11 protein-coding genes and 2 pseudogenes are annotated in these 17,543 nt (G+C 68.1%); 12 read left to right on the top strand and 1 reads right to left on the bottom strand.

Going from position 1 to position 17,543, the window contains the following annotated elements; genetic code table 11:
• Window positions 1-56 precede the first annotated feature (56 nt).
• From HW578_RS02160 to HW578_RS27645, 11 genes and pseudogenes are all read left to right on the top strand, one after another.
• On the top strand, window positions 57-653 hold the full coding sequence (locus tag HW578_RS02160; RefSeq protein WP_198368887.1) for a DUF2171 domain-containing protein: 597 nt from the start codon (window positions 57-59) through the stop codon (window positions 651-653).
• Between the two features lie 550 nt (window positions 654-1,203).
• Window positions 1,204-3,138 (top strand): AI-2E family transporter, encoded by a 1,935-nt coding sequence (locus tag HW578_RS02155; protein WP_198368886.1) that lies wholly within the window; start codon window positions 1,204-1,206, stop codon window positions 3,136-3,138.
• Window positions 3,139-3,187: 49 nt separating this feature from the next.
• Window positions 3,188-3,679, top strand: coding sequence for a Dps family protein (locus HW578_RS02150; protein ID WP_198368885.1), 492 nt, complete (start codon window positions 3,188-3,190; stop codon window positions 3,677-3,679).
• A gap of 29 nt (window positions 3,680-3,708) precedes the next feature.
• The gene (locus tag HW578_RS02145) at window positions 3,709-4,020 is read left to right on the top strand and encodes a hypothetical protein (protein WP_198368884.1); all 312 of its coding nucleotides are present in this window, start codon (window positions 3,709-3,711) and stop codon (window positions 4,018-4,020) included.
• A gap of 3 nt (window positions 4,021-4,023) precedes the next feature.
• Window positions 4,024-4,437 carry a hypothetical protein gene (locus HW578_RS02140; protein ID WP_198368883.1) on the top strand — a complete coding sequence of 138 codons (414 nt, stop codon included), beginning with the start codon at window positions 4,024-4,026 and terminating at the stop codon, window positions 4,435-4,437.
• Window positions 4,438-5,315: 878 nt separating this feature from the next.
• The gene (locus HW578_RS02135) at window positions 5,316-5,897 is read left to right on the top strand and encodes a peptidoglycan-binding domain-containing protein (RefSeq protein ID WP_198368882.1); all 582 of its coding nucleotides are present in this window, start codon (window positions 5,316-5,318) and stop codon (window positions 5,895-5,897) included.
• 174 nt (window positions 5,898-6,071) lie between these two features.
• Complete coding sequence (locus HW578_RS02130; RefSeq protein WP_369407793.1) at window positions 6,072-14,567, top strand: GH36-type glycosyl hydrolase domain-containing protein; 8,496 nt, start codon at window positions 6,072-6,074, stop codon at window positions 14,565-14,567.
• Between the two features lie 99 nt (window positions 14,568-14,666).
• Window positions 14,667-15,017, top strand: a complete 351-nt coding sequence (locus HW578_RS02125; RefSeq protein WP_198368880.1) for a helix-turn-helix domain-containing protein — start codon at window positions 14,667-14,669, stop codon at window positions 15,015-15,017.
• Window positions 15,007-15,219: pseudogene (locus tag HW578_RS28360) on the top strand (IS3 family transposase); the annotation flags it as partial. The gene HW578_RS02125 and the pseudogene HW578_RS28360, both read left to right, overlap by 11 nt.
• Before the next feature lie 10 nt (window positions 15,220-15,229).
• Window positions 15,230-15,322 (top strand): annotated as a pseudogene (locus HW578_RS28355) (hypothetical protein); the annotation flags it as partial.
• Between the two features lie 39 nt (window positions 15,323-15,361).
• Window positions 15,362-15,550 carry a hypothetical protein gene (locus tag HW578_RS27645; protein WP_232478478.1) on the top strand — a complete coding sequence of 63 codons (189 nt, stop codon included), beginning with the start codon at window positions 15,362-15,364 and terminating at the stop codon, window positions 15,548-15,550.
• Window positions 15,551-15,673: 123 nt separating this feature from the next.
• Here HW578_RS27645 and yghU read toward each other — a convergent pair whose 3' ends face one another.
• Window positions 15,674-16,549, bottom strand: coding sequence for a glutathione-dependent disulfide-bond oxidoreductase (yghU, locus tag HW578_RS02110; RefSeq protein ID WP_198368878.1), 876 nt, complete (start codon window positions 16,547-16,549; stop codon window positions 15,674-15,676).
• 112 nt (window positions 16,550-16,661) lie between these two features.
• Between yghU and HW578_RS02105 the strand changes: the two genes are divergently transcribed.
• A complete protein-coding gene (locus HW578_RS02105; RefSeq protein WP_198368877.1) occupies window positions 16,662-17,408 on the top strand; it encodes a DUF3750 domain-containing protein in 747 nt (248 codons plus the stop codon).
• The last annotated feature ends 135 nt before the right edge of the window (window positions 17,409-17,543 follow it).

Raw genomic sequence — 17,543 nt, 5'->3', positions numbered from 1 at the left:
AGCATGTGGGACAGGCGCTTTACGTGAAGCGGAGCTGCAAACGTGAGGATGCCGTGATGAACTCCATGTCAGAGCGAGTACGCGCCCAGATGGCCGTTGTCGACGTCGACGGCGTGCATGTGGGCATCGTCGATCGCGTCGAGGATGCATGCATCCAATTCACGCGTACCGAAGGTTCCGATCACGAAGCGCACGGGCCCATTCCCGTCAGTTCCGTCGAGACGGTCGAGGGGGATACGGTGAAGCTCAACGTGACCGCGAAGGCTTCGCGCGAAGGAGAAGGCCCTTCCGTGGCCAGGTGGTCCGGCGCGAGCGAGCGGGTGCAGGAACCGGCGACTCACTTCTACGTGCCGGATGACATCGTGTCGGATCGCCAGCTGTCCGATGCGCAGAAGCGCGCAGCGCTCGGCACACTCGAACAGGATGCGCGCCAGCTGTCCGACGCAACTACCGAGGGGATGGTGGGTGGCGAACGCAGTAACCTCGATGAGATCCTGGCCTCCAAGGCCAAGCTGGGCCCGAAGGAAGACGCGGCGCAACCCGCCGAAGATCGGATGCATCCGATGGCCCGGGCGATTCAGCAACACCCGCTTGCGTGCCTGGCGCTCGCGGTAGTCACCGGAATTGGCGTCGGCGTGTCGCTCCCGCGCTGACGACATCTGTGGCCTTGGCGAAAGGCGAGGCGATGCTGGCGGCGCGCAGCGCTGCGGTTCGTCGCCTGTGCTTGCACCGTTGGCTCCGACCGTGTGCCGGTGGCCCGCAAGGCGGCATCGGTCCGAAGCCGTTGGTTATCACGATTCCGTTCGCCTCCCGAGGGGCTCTCCCATGTCGACCAACAACGTCAGGACTCAGCCGCTGACCGACCTGCTCGGGAGCCTGAGTCTTGCCGGATTGCTCGACAGCGCGATCGGTTCAAGCAGTCTACTCCCAGGCACGAGTTGACCGATCTCCGGGGGGTCGGAGCCCTGATCGCGGGGCCGCATCGGCAGAATGCCCGGGCACAACTCGATGTCAGGGCTTCGCCCGAGACTGGCCTGCGCGTGACCATTCGCTTGCAGCATCTGGTTGCCGCCCGAAGCCTGGACCTGATTGGTGGCCATCGGGCCCGCGTCGGATCTGAACCTTTCGGGGGTCCGTGCGTTGGTTCTACTCACCGTATGATCGTCCGGGTGGCGTCGTCCCGGAGCAGGAGATTGATGACGCATGCCGGCGACCCCGCCTACGCCGCAACGGCCCCACGTCCCGACAGTCCAGCCGCCCGGTCTGCAGACGCTGCTGGCGGTGCTGCTTGGCGTGGTCGTTGTCGTAGCGCTCCATCTCGGCCGGGAGGTACTGATCCCGGTCACGCTGGCGATGCTGCTTTCCTTCGTTCTGGCGCCCATTGTCGACGGTCTGCGGCGCCTGGGCATCTGGCGTGCGCCGGCGGTCCTGCTCACGTCGTTCATGGCGCTCGCCGCCGTGCTCGTCCTGAGCGCCGTGATCGGTTTGGAGCTGGCGAGTCTCGCCGACGACTTGCCGCGCTATGCGATTGCTGTCGAGCAGAAGGTAGAGGCGGCACGTACGGTTGCCCAGCGGCAGCTTTCTGGTGTGCTCGATAATGTCGGGCGCGTGCTGAACCACGGAACTCGTTCCACGTCGGCCGACGGGCCCGGCGTCACGGGTTCCCGCCCGACGACGGGTGACGGACCCCAACCCGTGCTTGTCGAGCTCCGCTCCCCCGACCTGTCTCCCCTGGAACTGGCCGGACGATACCTCACCCCGATCCTGTCCCCCCTGGCCACTGCCATCATCGTTTTCGTCGTCGCCGTCTTTGTGCTGCTTCAGCGCGATGATCTGCGCGACCGCCTGATCCGCCTCGCTGGTGCGACCGACCTGCACCGCACCACGACCGCGCTCGACGATGCAGCGCGACGACTCAGCCGGTTCTTCCTGCTTCAGCTGGGGCTGAACACCGGCTACGGCCTGGTGATCGGGCTTGGCTTGTTCGTGCTCGGCGTACCGGGCGGGCTGCTGTGGGGCGCGCTCGCAGGACTCATGCGCTATGTCCCCTTTGTCGGAGGCATCCTCGCTGCGGTGCCTCCAATTCTACTCGCTGCGGCGGTTGATCCCGGCTGGACAGCCGTCCTCTGGACGGCCGTGCTGTTTCTTGTGGGCGAAGCCCTCGTCGGTCAGGTGGCCGAACCGGTCGTCTTCGCGCACAGCACGGGCCTGTCGCCCACCTCGGTCATCATGGCCGCGATCTTCTGGGGCTGGATCTGGGGGCCGATCGGGCTGATCCTCGCCATGCCGCTCACCCTTTGCCTCGTTGTGCTCGGACGTCATGTGGAACGGCTCGAGTTCCTCGATGTCATACTCGGCGACCAACCTGCGCTGACACCTCCCGAACGCTTCTACCAGCGCATGCTGGCGGGAGACCGGGACGAGGCGCTGGACCAGGCGGAGCAGCTGCTCAAGGAGCGCTCTCTTACCTCCTTTTACGACGATGTGGCGCTCAAGGGATTGCGGCTGGCCGCGGTAGACGCCGAACGAGGCGTGCTTACGCAGGAGCGGCTCGACCTGGTAGCGGGCGCGGCCCTGGGCGTCATCGCCGACCTCACGAGCCACGGCGACACGAATGGCGCGGCGAAGAAGGTCAAGGACCGGGACGCATCGCAGACATCAGCACCCGAAGGTATGGCGCTGACGTTGGAGCCTTTACCAGAAGCCTGGCGGTCGGAGCGAGCCGTCCTCTGCGTGGCCGGACGTGGGCCGCTGGACGAGGCAGCGGCAGCGATGCTCGCACAGCTTCTGAGCAAAAACGACATTGGCGCCGCCCTTCTGCCGCATGCCGCGGTTGCGCGTGACCAGGTGGGGAGCCTCGAGCGCACAGGCGTACAGATGCTGTGCATCTCGTATCTCGAGATCAGCGGCAGCCCGGCACATCTGCGTTACCTCATTCGCCGACTTCGGCAGCACCTGCCGGGTGTGCCAGTCCTGGTCGGTCTGTGGCCGGCGGAGGAGGCCGTGCTGTCGAACACGGGAATGCAGGCAGCGATCGGCGCCGACATCTACACGACGTCCCTGCACGACGCCGTCGAAGCCTGCTTCACCGCCGCGAGGACAACCGACGCGACGCCGTCGGCACTTGCGGGGCACTAGGGGGCCCGGAACTGCCCAGGGGCAACCATCGGCGCCACGGAGCGTTGAGATGACCATGACCGAAAAAAGAAACGCCACGATGGAACCGAAGCCCGGCGCGAACGCACCACCCATGGACGGGATCGTTCATGGCCTCACCGTTTTCCTGGCGGACAGCTACTTGCTCATGGGCAAGACCCAGGCCTGCCACTGGAACGTTACGGGGCCGAATTTCCACGGCCTGCACACCTTGTTCGAGGTGCAATACACCGAGCTGTTCAAGGCGGTCGACGTGATTGCCGAGCGCATCCGCGCGCTGGGAAGTCCCGCACCGATGACGATCGAGGGAATGCTTGCGCAGGCGACGCTCGAGGAGCGGGCGCGCATCCCCGACGCATCCGGGATGGTGCGCATGCTCGGCGACGATCACCACACGCTCTCGGCTGCGGCCGCCACGCTTGCCGAGGAGGCGGAAGACGACCTCGCGACCCACGACCTGCTGGTGGCGCGCATCGCGGCCCATGACAAGGCCACCTGGATGCTGCGAAGCCACTCGGCCTGACCCATCACTTGCTGCAAGGAGTACACACCATGTCGTCCTATCCGACGAACAAGACGTCCGGCATCGGCGAAACCGTGTCCGATCTGAGCCAGACGGCGAAGGACGCCGCCGGCGAAGAACTCGCGGCCCTGCGCGAGAAGGTCGAGGCGCTCATGCGCGACCGCGTTACGCCGGCGCTGGCCGAGGCCGCCGGCCGTGCCGAGGATGCCGCGCATGGCGCCATGGATGCGGTACGGCGGCAGACGGGCGCGCTGTCCGCCAGCGTGCGCGAACAGCCGATTGCCGCGATCGGTGCGGCGGCGCTGGCCGGTATCGCTATCGGCCTGCTGCTGCGGCGCTGAGCCATGCGGCTGTTGAGCCTTCTCGGCGTCGCGGCGCAGGCGGAGGGCCTCCGCCTGCGCCGCACGGTGGGCATGACGGCTCGGCGCGGTGCCTGGCTGGCCGCGGCCAGCCTGTTCGGCGTGGCGGCGATCGGGCTTGCTCATGCCGCGGCGGTGATCGGATTGGCGCCGCGCGTCGGTCTGGCCGCAGCCTGTGGCATCGTCGCAGTGGCTGACCTCGTGGTGGCGGGGATCCTCGCGCTAGTGGCGCAGCAACGGCGCGATCCGGTGGCGGAGGAGGCGCTCGCGCTCCGTAGGATGATGCTCTCGGCCGCGGCGCGCAGCCCGATGCGAGAGGCGGGGGCGCTCGTGGGTTCGGCGCCGGTGCTCGGCGCAATGGCCGGGGAGGCGATCGCAATCTGGCTCCGCCGACGCTGAAGCAGCGCAGTCTGCTGTCATCTGACTGATGATGCCCCACCGCGGCGAGGGCCGCCTGTACCGATCGAGCGGTCAGGGCAGATGCTTCGCGCGCGAAGGGTGGCGTCGGCGGGGCGATCGGTCCGCCGGAAGACGCTCCATGTCTAGGGCCTTCGCGGGCGAGATTGCGGCAGCGGGCAGGGATGGGATCGGCCTCGACCCTCGCCCTCGTCCCGGCGGAGACTGACGCGTCCGGTCGTCGACGGCCGGCTTGATCGGATCAGGCCGCGGCGGCTGCCAGGCCCGAGGAGCAGACCTCGGCGCCGTCGCGCCACGTGGATCGGCCTTGCACACGGCACGCGACGGCGGGCTGGCAGAACCCGGTGACCTTGGTCGCCGGACCAGCCCATCGCCACCCCGAACGTCGCCGCTGACCAGCCTGACGCGCAGCCCTAGACCGATGTCCGTGCTTTCGGCGGCGGCGCGTCGGTCGGCTGCCTGTTCTTCGCAGGGTCGACGCAGACCGCGCGCACTCCGTTGAAGAGATCCCGCCGCGGCCGGTTGCCCTGGATGGTGACGTCGCCTCGCAGGTCGTCCGAGGTGAGCGTCGGCGATCCCAGTTGGGCAGCATGTCGTCCGGCGGGGTCGCGGGCCGCGAGTGATGGCATGAGGCGCATTTCGCTCGTGGCATTCTCGCCAGACAATGTGTGGCGTTGGCCGTGCCGGAGCGGGACCGAAACCCCCTGCCGCCGCGCAGCGCACTCCGAATGAGGACGGACGCTGCAGGGATCCCCGCTGCCAGTCGATCAGCCCCGGAGACATTGAACGGGCGCAGCAATGCAACCAGACCGCGGCATCGGCGTTCTTGGCGAACGAGATATCGTCGGGGAGCGGGACGGATGAAGCGTTCACATGCACTTCTGGTCGGATTGAGCTTCGCCATGCCGATAGTGCCACTGCCCAGCCATGCACAGGCCCCGCCCGTACTGCTGTACACGCAGGCGCTCTCGCCCGCCGCGACCGTCCTCATCCAGCAGAAGCTGCAGCAGGCGGGCGTCTACGCGGGCCAGGCCGACGGCATCTGGGGGCCGGATAGCCAGGCGGCACTGGAACGCTTCCAGCAGACGCGCAACCTCCAGGTCACAGGGCAGCTGAACCAGGCCACGGCAGCGACGCTCGGCGTGGCGCCCGGGGAGTTGCTTGCGGCACGGCCTTCGCAGCCGCCCGCGGCGGCTTCATCAGGCGTGGTGATGCCGGACATCCTGGGTCCAGCCGCGGTGCGGAACGTGCAGCAGCGCCTTCGGTCGCTTGGATTCTATCGCGGCGGGGTCGACGGCTTCTGGGGGCCCGGTACGCAGGCTGCCATCGAGCGCTTCCAGCAGGGGCGCGGCTTGCAGTCGACGGGCCAGGTCAATCCAGCGACCTTGCAGGCGCTGGGTCTCGATCCGAACAACCCCGCGGCGCCGCATCGGCTCCAGTAGAAATCGACGGGAGCAGCATGGGCGCGGTCCCAGGACTCGCCACCCGTTGACGCACAGAAATCGCACGAGGCTATCGCGATCGCACAACACGCTGGAGGGTTCCATGTGACAAGGCTCATTCCTCCAATGCTCACACGCGGCTCCTCGGCATCGCCGTGGGCGAGCCGCGCACCCGTGCGCGAAGAGCTCTTCAGCGTCGAGCGTCTCGAGGAGCACGCGCGCAGCCTCGCCGTCGCACAGACGGTCTCCGCGAAGCCCAGCAAGGTCTACCCGCTGGCACTGCGACTGACGGACAACCGCAACGTACTGCTCGACGCCTACCGCATCATCGCCCGGGCAGCGGAGGGAGGCGCCGCCATCACGCCGGCGGCGGAATGGCTGATCGACAATTATCTCCTCGTTGAGAAGCAGATCCACGAGATCCGCGGCGACCTGCCGCCGCGCTTCTATCGTCAGCTACCTAAGCTCGCCACCGGGCCCTTCGCGGGCTACCCGCGGGTCTTTGGCCTTACCTGGGCATTCGTTGCCCACACCGACAGCCACTTCGCGCCCGAGACACTGTGCCGCTACGTGCGAGCGTATCAGGACGTTGAGGTGCTCACGATCGGCGAGCTCTGGGCGATCGCGATCACGCTCCGGATCGTGCTGGTCGAGAATCTGAGACGGCTGGCAGCGCAGATCATTGAAGACCGCGCATCATGCCAGGTTGCCGACGAACTCGCGGATCGGCTGCTGGGCGCCGGCGGGCGCGCTGCCGAACCGCTCGCGGCTGTGTTGGCGCATCCTGACGGCGCGCAGCCGACGAATGCCTGTGCGGTCCAACTCCTGCACCGGCTGCGCGATCAGGACCCCAGGATCATCCCGGCTCTGACCTGGCTCGATGAATGCCTTGCGCGACGGGGAACAACGGCTGAAGCGGCCGTGCGCGAGGAGCACCAGCGCCAAGGCGCTGCGAGCGTCACCGTCCGTAACATCATCACCAGCCTGCGCCTGATCTCCGACATCGACTGGAGCGCGCTCTTTGAAAGCATGAGCCTCGTCGACGACGTGCTCGCCGAAAGCGACGGCTACCGGGACATGGATTTCCCGACCCGCAACCTCTACCGCAGCGCCATCGAGGAGCTCTCGCGCGGGTCGGGGCGCCGGGAGACCGACATCGCCCGCAGCGCGGTCCTCGCGGCGAGGCAGGCCGCGCTTGAGGCACCGGACGGCGCAGACGGCCGCAGGGCGGACCCGGGCTATTACCTGCTTGCGGCTGGCCGGCCCGCGCTCGAGGTCGCCATGGGCTTCAAGCCATCCCTGCGCCGTCGGGCCTGGCTGTTGAACCAGGCAGTCGGCATCGGTGGCTATGTCAGCGCGATCACCATTGTCGCGGCCTTCCTTCTGCTGCTGCCGCTCATGCTTCTGCGCGCGGGCGGGCTCGACGGCAGCATGCTGGCGCTGCTCGGCGCGCTGGGTGCCGTCCCGGCCCTGGACGTCGCCGTCGCGCTGGTGAACCGCGGCACGGCATGGGGCTACGGGCCGAAACTCCTACCTGCCCTGGATCTGAACGACGGCGTGCCGTCGCATCTGCGTACGTTGATCGCGGTGCCGATGCTCCTGACGTCGCAGGAGGCGATCGAGAAGCAGATCGAACGACTGGAGGTCCATCATCTGGCGAGTTCGGACGGCGACCTCCATTTCGCCCTGCTCTCGGACTGGTGCGATGCTCCGCGCGAACGGATGGAGGGCGACGCGGCTCAGCTCACCGCCGCGGCGGCTGGCATCGCCGAGCTGAACCGCCGCTACGGTCCGGCGCCCGGCGGCGACAGGTTCCTGTTGCTGCATCGCCGGCGACAGTGGAATGAAGGCGAAGGCTGCTGGCTCGGCTGGGAGCGCAAGCGCGGCAAGCTCCATGAGCTGAACCGGCTGCTGCGCGGCGCGACCGACACGAGCTTCATCGAGGCGGCCGATCGACCGGTCGTCGTGCCGGCCGATGTCCGCTACGTCATCACACTCGACGCCGATACGAGGCTGCCGCGTGACACCGTCCGGCGGCTGATCGGCAAGATGGCACATCCTCTCAACAGGCCGCGGCTCGACCCGCGGACCAGGCGGGTCGTCGAAGGCTACGCGGTGCTCCAGCCGCGGGTCACGCCCTCCCTGCCGGTCGGGCGGGAAGGCTCGCTGTTCCAGCGGATCTATTCGAGCCACAGCGGAATCGACCCCTACGCCTCGGCTATCTCCGACGTGTACCAGGATCTGTTCGGCGAAGGCTCCTACGCCGGCAAGGGCATCTATGACGTCGATGCCTTCGAGGCCGCGCTTGCAGGCCGGGTGCCGGAGGCCACGCTGCTCAGCCACGACCTGTTCGAGGGGATCTTCGCCCGCGCGGGCCTTGCCACCGATGTCGAGGTCGTCGAGGAATTTCCCGCCCGCTACGACATCTCCGCGCTGCGCCAGCACCGCTGGGCGCGTGGCGACTGGCAATTGCTGCCATGGATCCTGGGATACGCGCCAAAACCAGCGGGGAGTGGCCAGGAGGCCGGCGCCGTCCCGGGGATCGGACGCTGGAAGATGCTCGACAACCTGCGCCGGACTCTATCGGCGCCGGCCACGGTGCTGGCCTTCCTGGCCGGATGGACGCTGCCCTTCCAGGCTGCACTCGTCTGGACAGCATTCCTGCTCCTAACGATCGTGCTGCCGACGCTTATTCCCGTCATCAGCGCAGTCCTGCCGCGCCGTCGCGGCCTCACGCCGCGCAGCCACCTGTGCGCGCTCGGCCACGATGTGAGACTTGCGCTCACCCTCGCGCTGCTTGTTGTCACCTTCCTCGCGCACCAGGCCTGGCTGATGGTCGATGCGATTGCGCGTACGCTCGCGCGCCTTCTCGTCACCCGCCGACACCTGCTCGAATGGGTGACCGCTGCGCAGGCAACGATCGAGTGCAGGTCCGACCTGCTCGACTTCCACCGTCGGATGGCGGGCGCGCCGGCGATCGGTGGCCTGGCTATCCTCGTTGCATCTCTGTCAGGTCAGGGGACCGGGCCACTCGCGGCCCCCTTCGCGCTGCTATGGATCGCCTCTCCCGGCATTGCGTGGTGGGCAAGCCGTTCGCCGCCTGCAGCCGGCCGGCTGGTGGTGTCCGAAGACGACGCGCGTGCTCTGCGACTGATCGCGCGGCGAACGTGGAGCTTCTTCGAGACGTTCGTGACGGCCGGCGACAACATGCTGCCGCCCGACAATTTTCAGGAGGATCCGAAGCCGATCGTGGCGCATCGCACGTCCCCGACCAATATCGGCTTATATCTTCTCTCCGTGCTCAGCGCTCGCGACTTCGGATGGCTCGGCACCGCGGACGCGGTCGAACGGCTCGAAGCGACCTTTGCAACCATGAGCCGTCTGCCGCGCTTACGTGGCCATTTCTACAACTGGTACGACACGCGCGACCTGCGGCCGCTCGATCCAGGCTATGTCTCCACCGTCGACAGCGGCAACCTTGCAGGGCACCTCATCGCAATCGCGAATGGCTGCCGGGAATGGCGTGAACTGCCGCTGAGCGCGAATGCGCGCATCGCCGGCATCGGGGACGCGCTGGACGTCACTCGCGACGAGGCTGTCCGCGTGCGTGACGGGCGCCGGACCCAAACGGTGACGTGGCAGCAGCTCGACGACGCGCTCGCCGCATTCAAGACCGATACGCGCCGGCCGTCCGTGGATGGAGAGCCCATCGCGGAACGTCTCGCGGGACTTGCAGTCCAGGCCGAGGTCGTTGCCGACATCGCCGCCGCGCTCGCCGCCGAGCGGGGCGACAATGCCGGAACGGACATGCTGTCCTGGGTGGCAGCGGTGCAGAGATCGATCGAGAGTCACCGCCGCGACCTTGCGGCGCCGGCCTGGCCTGACGCAGCCCTGGGGGCTCGCCTCTCGGCTTTGGAGGAAGCTGCCCGGACAATGGCGCTTGCGATGGAGTTCGGCTTCCTGTTCGACCACGACCGCAAATTGCTCTCCATCGGCTACCTGGTGCCCGAGGGCAGGCTCGATCCAAGCTGCTACGATCTACTGGCCTCCGAGGCGCGGCTCGCGAGCTTCTTCGCGATCGCCAAGGGCGACGTCGCGACGCGCCACTGGTTCCGTCTCGGCCGCGCGGTCACGCCGGTTGCCTCGGGCGCTGCGCTGATCTCGTGGTCGGGTTCGATGTTCGAATACCTGATGCCGTCGCTCGTCATGCGCGCGCCGGCCGGGAGCCTGATCGAGCAAACGAACCGCCTGATCGTGCGACGACAGGTCGAGTACGCGACGACACTCGGCGTGCCCTGGGGCGTCTCGGAATCGGCCTACAACGCCCGCGACCTGGAATTCACCTACCAGTATTCGAGCTTCGGCGTCCCGAGCCTCGGCCTGAAGCGGGGCCTCGGCGAGAACACGGTTGTCGCGCCATACGCAACGGGGCTTGCCACCATGGTCGACCCCACTGCAGCGGCGCGGAACTTCCGGCGCCTCGCCGAGGTCGGTGCGCTCGGCCGCCACGGGTTCCGCGAAGCCCTGGACTACACGACGATGCGGGTGCCGGAGGGCCAGGACGTCGCGATCGTGCGCGCCTTCATGGCGCATCATCAGGGCATGACCGTCGTCGCCATCGCGGACGCGCTGCTCGATGGCGCGATGCGCACCCGGTTCCATGCGGAGCCCATCGTCCAGGCGACCGAACTGCTGCTGCACGAGCGCACGCCGCGCGATGTCACCATCATGCCGTCATGGGTCGCCGATACACACTCGGCCGTCAGGCTTCAGGAGATCGACCCCCCGGGTGGCCGACGCTACACCTCGGTGCAGGATGGCGCGCCCGCCACGCACCTTCTCTCGAACGGCCGTTACACGGTCATGCTGACCGCAGCCGGTTCGGGCCAAAGCCTCTGGCGAGGCCATGCCGTGACCCGGTGGCGCGAGGACGCCACCTGCGACGATCTGGGGTCCTACATCTTCCTGCGCGACACCGCCAGCAACGAGATCTGGTCGGCTGGCTTCCAGCCGTGCGGCGACGAACCCGATGACTACGACGTCGTGTTCCACGAGGACCGTGCCGTGTTCACGCGGCGCGACGGCGCGCTGACCACGACGTTGGAGGTGCTCGTCTCGGCCGAGGATGATGCCGAGGTCCGGCGCATCTCGATTGCGAACACCGGCGACCGCATGCGGGAGATCGAGGTCACGTCCTATGCAGAGCTGGTTCTGGGCCCGCAGGCGGCCGACGTGGCGCACCCCGCGCTCTCGAAGCTGTTCGTCGAGACCGAGCATCTGGCCGACATCGGCTGCATCCTGGCGACTCGCCGGCGACGCTCGCCGGCGGAACCCGAGATCTGGGCTGCGCACCTCGCCATCGTCGACGGCGAGGCTGTGGGCCGGCCGGAGATCGAGACCGACCGGGCCCGATTCCTTGGCCGCGGGGGCAGTATCCGCAGGCCAATCGCGATGTCGGATCGCCGATCGCTCTCAAACACGGTCGGCACGGTGCTCGATCCTGTCTTTGCGCTGCGCCGGCGCGTGAGGGTTCCTCCGGGTGCGGTTGCGCGCGTCACGTTCTGGACGATGGCCGCATCCTCCCGCGACACGCTGCTCGAGCTCGTGGACAAGCACCAGGACGCCACGGGCTTCGATCGGGCCGCCACGCTCGCCTGGACGCAGGCGCAGGTGCAACTTCATCACCTCGGCATCGATTCGGGCGAGGCGGGTTTATTCCACCGCATTGCTGCTCACCTGATCTATGCCTCGCCAATCCTCCGCCCTTCCTCCGAAGTCATCATGCGCGGCGGCGGTGGGCAGCCGGGGCTATGGCCCCTGGGAATTTCCGGGGACCTGCCCATCCTTCTTCTGCGCATAGGCGAGGTCGAGGAAATCGGGATCGCCCGCCAGTTGCTGCAGGCGCACGAGTATTGGCGGATGAAGCAGTTCGCCGTTGACCTCGTGATCCTGAACGATCGCGCTTCTTCCTACGTCCAGGATCTTCAGGTCGCGCTCGAGACCCTGGTGCGGACGAGCGAGTCGCGGACACCACCGCCGGACGGCAGACAGCCCGGACGTGTCTTCGTGGTGCGCGCGGACCTGATGTCGTCCGAGACGGTCGCACTGCTCGCGGCAACGGCACGTGTGGTGCTCGTTGGCCGTCGTGGGCAACTGTCTCATCAGCTCAACCGTGCGCCACAACGCGGTGTCGCGGTCCCAGCTCCTGCGAGACCGATGGCCGCGACTGTCATGCCCGTTGCTTCGCCGCCCCTGCCAGAACTCGAATTCTTCAACGGCCTCGGCGGCTTCGCTAAGGACGGACGAGAGTACGTCACCATCCTGGGCTCCGGCCGATCGACACCCGCGCCCTGGATCAACGTCGTCGCCAACCCCGCCTTCGGCTTCCAAGTGGCGACCGAGGGCGGCGGCTACACCTGGTCGGTCAACAGCCGCGAGAATCAACTTACCCCCTGGTCGAACGACCCCGTGGCCAACCGGTCTGGCGAGGCATTCTACCTGCGGGACGAGGACACCGGCACGTTGTGGAGCCCAACCGCTTTTCCCATTCGCAGCAACGGGGAGACCTTCGTTGGCCGCCACGGTCGCGGGTACAGCAGGTTCGGTCACTCGGGGTACGGAATCGAGAGCGATCTGCTTCAGTACGTACCGCTGGAGGACCCGATCAAGATTTCGCGCCTCGTGCTGCGAAACGCCTCGGGCCGCGCGCGCCGAATTTTGGTGACTGCATATGCGGAATGGGTTCTTGGCCCTTCGCGCTCGGCGACGCTTCCCTTCGTCACGACGGAGATTGACGGCGAGACCGGTGCGATGTTCGCGCGCAATCCCTGGAACCCGGCCTTCGCGTCGCGCGTGGCCTTTGCCGATCTTCGCGGCCGGCAGACGGATTGGACTGGAGATCGGTGTGAGTTCATCGGCCGCAACGGGACGCTGGCTCGCCCCGCCGCGCTTGCGCGCGTGGGTCCGCTGTCCGGGAACACCGGGGGTGGGCTCGATCCCTGCAGCGCCCTGAGAACCACGGTCGAATTGCCGCCTGGTGGTGTCGTCGAGATCGCCTTCTTCCTCGGCGAAACCGCCAGCGCCGAGGAGGCGCGCAGCCTGATCGCGCGCTATCGAACCTGCGACCTCGACGCCGCGAAGGCGGAGGTGGATCGCTACTGGGACGATGTCCTTGGCACGGTGCAGGTACGCACGCCGGACCGGGCGACGGACATCATGCTGAATGGCTGGCTGCTGTATCAGACCTTGGCCTGCAGGGTCTGGGCGCGCTCCGGTTTCTATCAGGCGAGTGGCGCCTACGGCTTCCGGGATCAACTGCAGGACGGCATGGCGCTCGCCGCGTCACGCCCGGCGCTGACGCGCGAGCACCTCCTGCGTGCCGCCGCGCGACAGTTCCCCGAGGGCGATGTGCAGCATTGGTGGCTGCCGCATTCCGGCCAGGGCGTGCGCACGCGGATCTCGGACGATCGGGTGTGGCTCGCCTTCGCCGTCGCGCATTACCTCGAGGTCTCGGGCGACACGGGCGTACTCGATGTCGAAGTCCCCTTCCTGGAAGGCCAGAGGCTGACGGCAGCCGAACACGACAGCTTCTTCCAGCCGACCGTTGCCGATGAGACGGCCACGTTGTTCGAGCACTGTGCCCGCGGCCTCGATGCGAGCCTCGCGCTCGGCAGTCACGGGCTGCCGCTGATCGGCACCGGCGACTGGAACGATGGGATGAACTGCGTCGGCGAAGGAGGGAGTGGCGAAAGCGTATGGCTTGGCTGGCTTCTCGACGCTGCCCTCGCGGCATTCGCGCCCATCGCCGCGGCGCGTGGCGAGGCTGACCGTGCGGAACGTTGGCGTGGGCATGCCGTGTCCTTGCGGGCATCGATGGAACGCGAGGGATGGGATGGGGACTGGTACCGGCGCGGCTACTTCGACGACGGCACGCCGCTGGGCTCGGCCGCCAGCGAGGAATGCCGGATCGACTCGATCGCGCAATCCTGGGCCGTCCTGTCGGGCGCGGCGGATCCGGCGCGCGCGGCGCAGGCCATGGCGGCGGTCGGGCGCGAGCTGATCCGTCCGCAGGATGGCCTGGCGCTGCTGTTCACGCCGCCCTTCGACAAGACACTGCTCAATCCCGGCTACATCAAGGGCTATCCGCCAGGAATCCGGGAGAATGGTGGCCAGTACACGCACGCCGCCCTCTGGTCCGTCATGGCGTTCGCTGCGCTTGGGGAGGGCGACAAGGCGGCCGAACTGTTCGTGATGCTGAATCCGATCAACCACGCCCGAACCCGGGCTGGTGTCCACCGCTACAAGGTGGAACCCTACGTCATCGCCGCCGACGTCTACTCCGCGCCGGCCCATGTCGGACGGGGCGGCTGGACCTGGTACACCGGCTCCGCCGGATGGATGCAGCGCGCCGGCCTCGAGAGCATCCTTGGGCTGCGCATACGGGGCGAGACCCTTCTGCTGGACCCCTGTATCCCCCGCGCGTGGCCGCGGTTCGAGGTGACCGTCGCGTGCGGCGCGGCGCGGTATCTGATCCACGTCGACAACCCCGACCGCGTCAGTCGCGGCGTAGCCGCCGCCACATTGGATGGTACGGCGATCAGGGAGCGTCCTGTGCGTCTGCCGTTTGTTGACGATGGTGCACGTCATTCGGTCCATCTGACGCTTGGATGATCGTCGCTATCGTTCAGGCAGTGGAGTGGGCCCCTGGACCCGGACAGGCGGGCGGATTGGATCTGACCGGGGTACCGGGCTTTCGAAGGATGGAAGCCCATGGCGAGATACCGATCCCGCAGTCTCGCGTTCAAGCGTCAGGTCGCGCAGGAATACCTGGCCGGGGCGACCCTGCACGGGCTCGCCAAGCGCCACGATATCTGGCGCAACCTGATCCGTGTCTGGGTGGAGAAGTGCGAAGCCGACGCCTTCGACGAGGACGCCCGGGCAGCCGACCTCATCCAGGCCTACGAGGCGCGGATTGCCGTGCTCGAGCGGCTCGACGGCAGGCAGGCCCTGGAGCCGGAGCTTCTGAAGGGGGCGGTGCGCTTCGCGGCGTCGCCGAGAGGCGGGCCTATGTCCGCGATCGTCGGCGCGGCGGCGTCTCGCTTGCGCGGGAATGCCACCTGATGGGGATCGCCCGCTCCACCTTCTGCGATGCGCCGCGGTTCGATGTGACGACACCGCCGTGGTCGAGGCCGTGGCGGCGATCTGCGACGAGTTCGGGGGCTATGGCTGGCGCCGGGTCCAGGCCGCGCTCCTGCACCTGGGCCTGGTGGTGAACCACAAGGAGGTCTGCCGCCTCATGCGCGAGCACGCCGTCCAGCCCAGGCGCCGCCGGCCGCATTCATCACTCGGACCGCGGGTCGCAATACGCTGCAAAGGCGTATCGTGAGCTGCTGGAGGCCCATGGCCTGCGTGGCTCCATGCGGCGGCGCGGCAATCCGCACGGCAACGCGAAGGCGGAGACCTTCATGAAGACGCTGAAAGTCAAGGCCGCGTATCCGATGGCCTACGACACCTGCGAGGACGTCGCCGCGGATCGCCCGCGGTTTATCGAGAATGTCGACAACCGCGGGCGGCTGCACTCGGCTTCAGGCTACCTGAGCCCCGTGCAGTTCGAGGAGCAACAGGCCCGGCACCCTGTCAAAGCCGCCGCCTGACATTTGTCCGTCTCCAGGGGCCCACTCCACAGATGGGCCTCATCTCCCTGGTATCTCCCCTGCTCACAGAGAAGATGCGGTGGAGACTGGTTCGCTATGGACTGGCCCCTCCGCCATCCCCCTTCACTCCGCTGCCTTCAGCTTGTCCTGCGTGCGCGTGTTGAAGTCGCTCGCGTCGTGGCGCTCCCACAACTGGCTCGCGGGCTCACCCTGTACGCGGTTCACCATCCGCCCGCGCTGTACCGCCGGGCGCGCCCCGATCGCATCCGCCCAGCGATTCACATGGGCGTAGGAGGCCACGTCGAGGAACTCCGCCGCGCCATAGAGCCAGCCCTTCACCAGCCCGCCGTACCAGGGCCAGATCGCCATGTCGGCGATGGTGTAGTCCGGGCCGGCGATGAAGGGGCTCTCGGCCAGGCGGCGGTCGAGCACGTCAAGCTGGCGCTTGGTTTCCATCGCGAAGCGGTCGATCGGGTATTCCATCTTGAAGGGCGCATAGGCGTAGAAATGGCCGAAGCCGCCGCCGAGATAAGGCGCGCTGCCCATCTGCCAGAACAGCCACGACAGCGTCTCGGCGCGCCCCGGGCCCGATGCGGGCAGGAAGGCGCCGAACTTCTCCGCCAGGTGCACCAGGATGGCACCCGATTCGAAGACCCTCACCGGCTCCGGCCCGCTGCGGTCGACCAGGGCCGGGATCTTGGAATTGGGGTTCGCCGCCACGAAGCCGGAGCCGAACTGCTCGCCCTCGCCGATGCGGATCAGCCACGCGTCGTACTCCGCCCCCGCATGGCCCAGCGCCAGCAGCTCCTCGAGCATGATGGTGACCTTCACGCCGTTCGGCGTGCCGAGCGAATAGAGCTGCAGCGGGTGGCGCCCGACCGGGAGGTCCTTGTCGTGGGTCGGGCCGGCGACGGGACGGTTGATGTTGGCGAAGCGCCCGCCATTGGCCTTGTTCCAGGTCCAGACCTTCGGCGGGGTATAGTCGGCGGAATCGGTCATGCGGGTGTTCCTGTTCGGTGTGCATCCGATCTGGGGCCGCGCGGCGGGCAGCGCCAGGGGCGCCGCCGCGCAGCCTTGTCCGTGTGGCGGCCGGCCACACATCCTGGCGCCCATGAAGATCGCCCGGCGCGTGCTGATCCTGTTCGTCCTGGTCTGGTTGCTGCCGATCGGCCTCGCGGCGGTGCTGTATCAGCGCGACGGCATCGGCGCCGCCTGGGCCTCCGCCGACCGGTCCAGCATCGGCCACCTGCCGCCGGCCGACCAGCACACCGGCGCGATCGTGCGCGTCTTCGCCGCGCCGACGGTGCGCTGGCGCGGCGTCTTCGCCGTGCACAGCTGGGTGGTGGTCAAGCCCGAGGGTGCGCCAGGCTACACGCGCTACGACTACACCGCCTGGGGCGATCCCATCCGCGTCAACGGCTTCGTGCCCGATGGCCGCTGGTTCGGGCGCGCGCCCGAGGTGGTCTTCGCCGCGGACGGCGCGGCGGCTGCGGCGCTGATCCCGCGCCTGCAGGCCGCGGTCGAGGCCTATCCCTGGCGCGCACGCGGCGACTACCGCGTCTGGCCGGGACCCAATTCCAACACCTTCGTCGCCGCGCTTCTCGATGCGGTGCCCGAGGCGCAGGCCGTGCTGCCGCCAACGGCGATCGGCAAGGACCATCCCTATGACGGACGCTGGCTGCGGCGCACCGCCTCCGGCACCGGGATGCGCCTGACGCTCGGCGGCTATGCCGGCATCACCATCGGCTGGGCCGAGGGGGTCGAGATCAACATCCTGGGCGGCGTCGCGGGGATCGACGTGCGGCGCCCGGCGGTGAAGCTGCCGGGGCTGGGACGGATCGGGGTGCCGCTGGCCTGAGCAGTGGCGCGCTCCCCCCCCGCGCCCGGCGGCGCGGTCCAGGCCGCCGCGCCGGCAGGGATCGTGACCGGCCGCGCCGGTCGTCCCGACCCATGGCCGCGCGATCGGCGCGCTGCCGCGGATGCCGGGGCGCAC

It is taken from the genome of Roseomonas rosulenta, from assembly GCF_016106005.1.
In the GTDB taxonomy this organism is placed as follows: Bacteria; Pseudomonadota; Alphaproteobacteria; order Acetobacterales; family Acetobacteraceae; genus Neoroseomonas; species Neoroseomonas rosulenta.
The sequence above is the reverse complement of the archived record's forward strand: the minus strand, read 5'-3'. Positions and strand labels throughout refer to the sequence as shown.

What these genes read in the sequence shown, in the direction of transcription:
- yghU (WP_198368878.1), bottom strand. Translation starts at nt 16,549, where the DNA reads ATGACCGATTCCGCCGACTATACCCCGCCGAAGGTCTGGACCTGGAAC.
- HW578_RS02135 (WP_198368882.1), top strand. Translation starts at nt 5,316, where the DNA reads ATGAAGCGTTCACATGCACTTCTGGTCGGATTGAGCTTCGCCATGCCG.
- HW578_RS02140 (WP_198368883.1), top strand. Translation starts at nt 4,024, where the DNA reads ATGCGGCTGTTGAGCCTTCTCGGCGTCGCGGCGCAGGCGGAGGGCCTC.
- HW578_RS27645 (WP_232478478.1), top strand. Translation starts at nt 15,362, where the DNA reads ATGAAGACGCTGAAAGTCAAGGCCGCGTATCCGATGGCCTACGACACC.
- HW578_RS02155 (WP_198368886.1), top strand. Translation starts at nt 1,204, where the DNA reads ATGCCGGCGACCCCGCCTACGCCGCAACGGCCCCACGTCCCGACAGTC.
- HW578_RS02125 (WP_198368880.1), top strand. Translation starts at nt 14,667, where the DNA reads ATGGCGAGATACCGATCCCGCAGTCTCGCGTTCAAGCGTCAGGTCGCG.
- HW578_RS02160 (WP_198368887.1), top strand. Translation starts at nt 57, where the DNA reads ATGAACTCCATGTCAGAGCGAGTACGCGCCCAGATGGCCGTTGTCGAC.
- HW578_RS02145 (WP_198368884.1), top strand. Translation starts at nt 3,709, where the DNA reads ATGTCGTCCTATCCGACGAACAAGACGTCCGGCATCGGCGAAACCGTG.
- HW578_RS02150 (WP_198368885.1), top strand. Translation starts at nt 3,188, where the DNA reads ATGACCATGACCGAAAAAAGAAACGCCACGATGGAACCGAAGCCCGGC.
- HW578_RS02105 (WP_198368877.1), top strand. Translation starts at nt 16,662, where the DNA reads ATGAAGATCGCCCGGCGCGTGCTGATCCTGTTCGTCCTGGTCTGGTTG.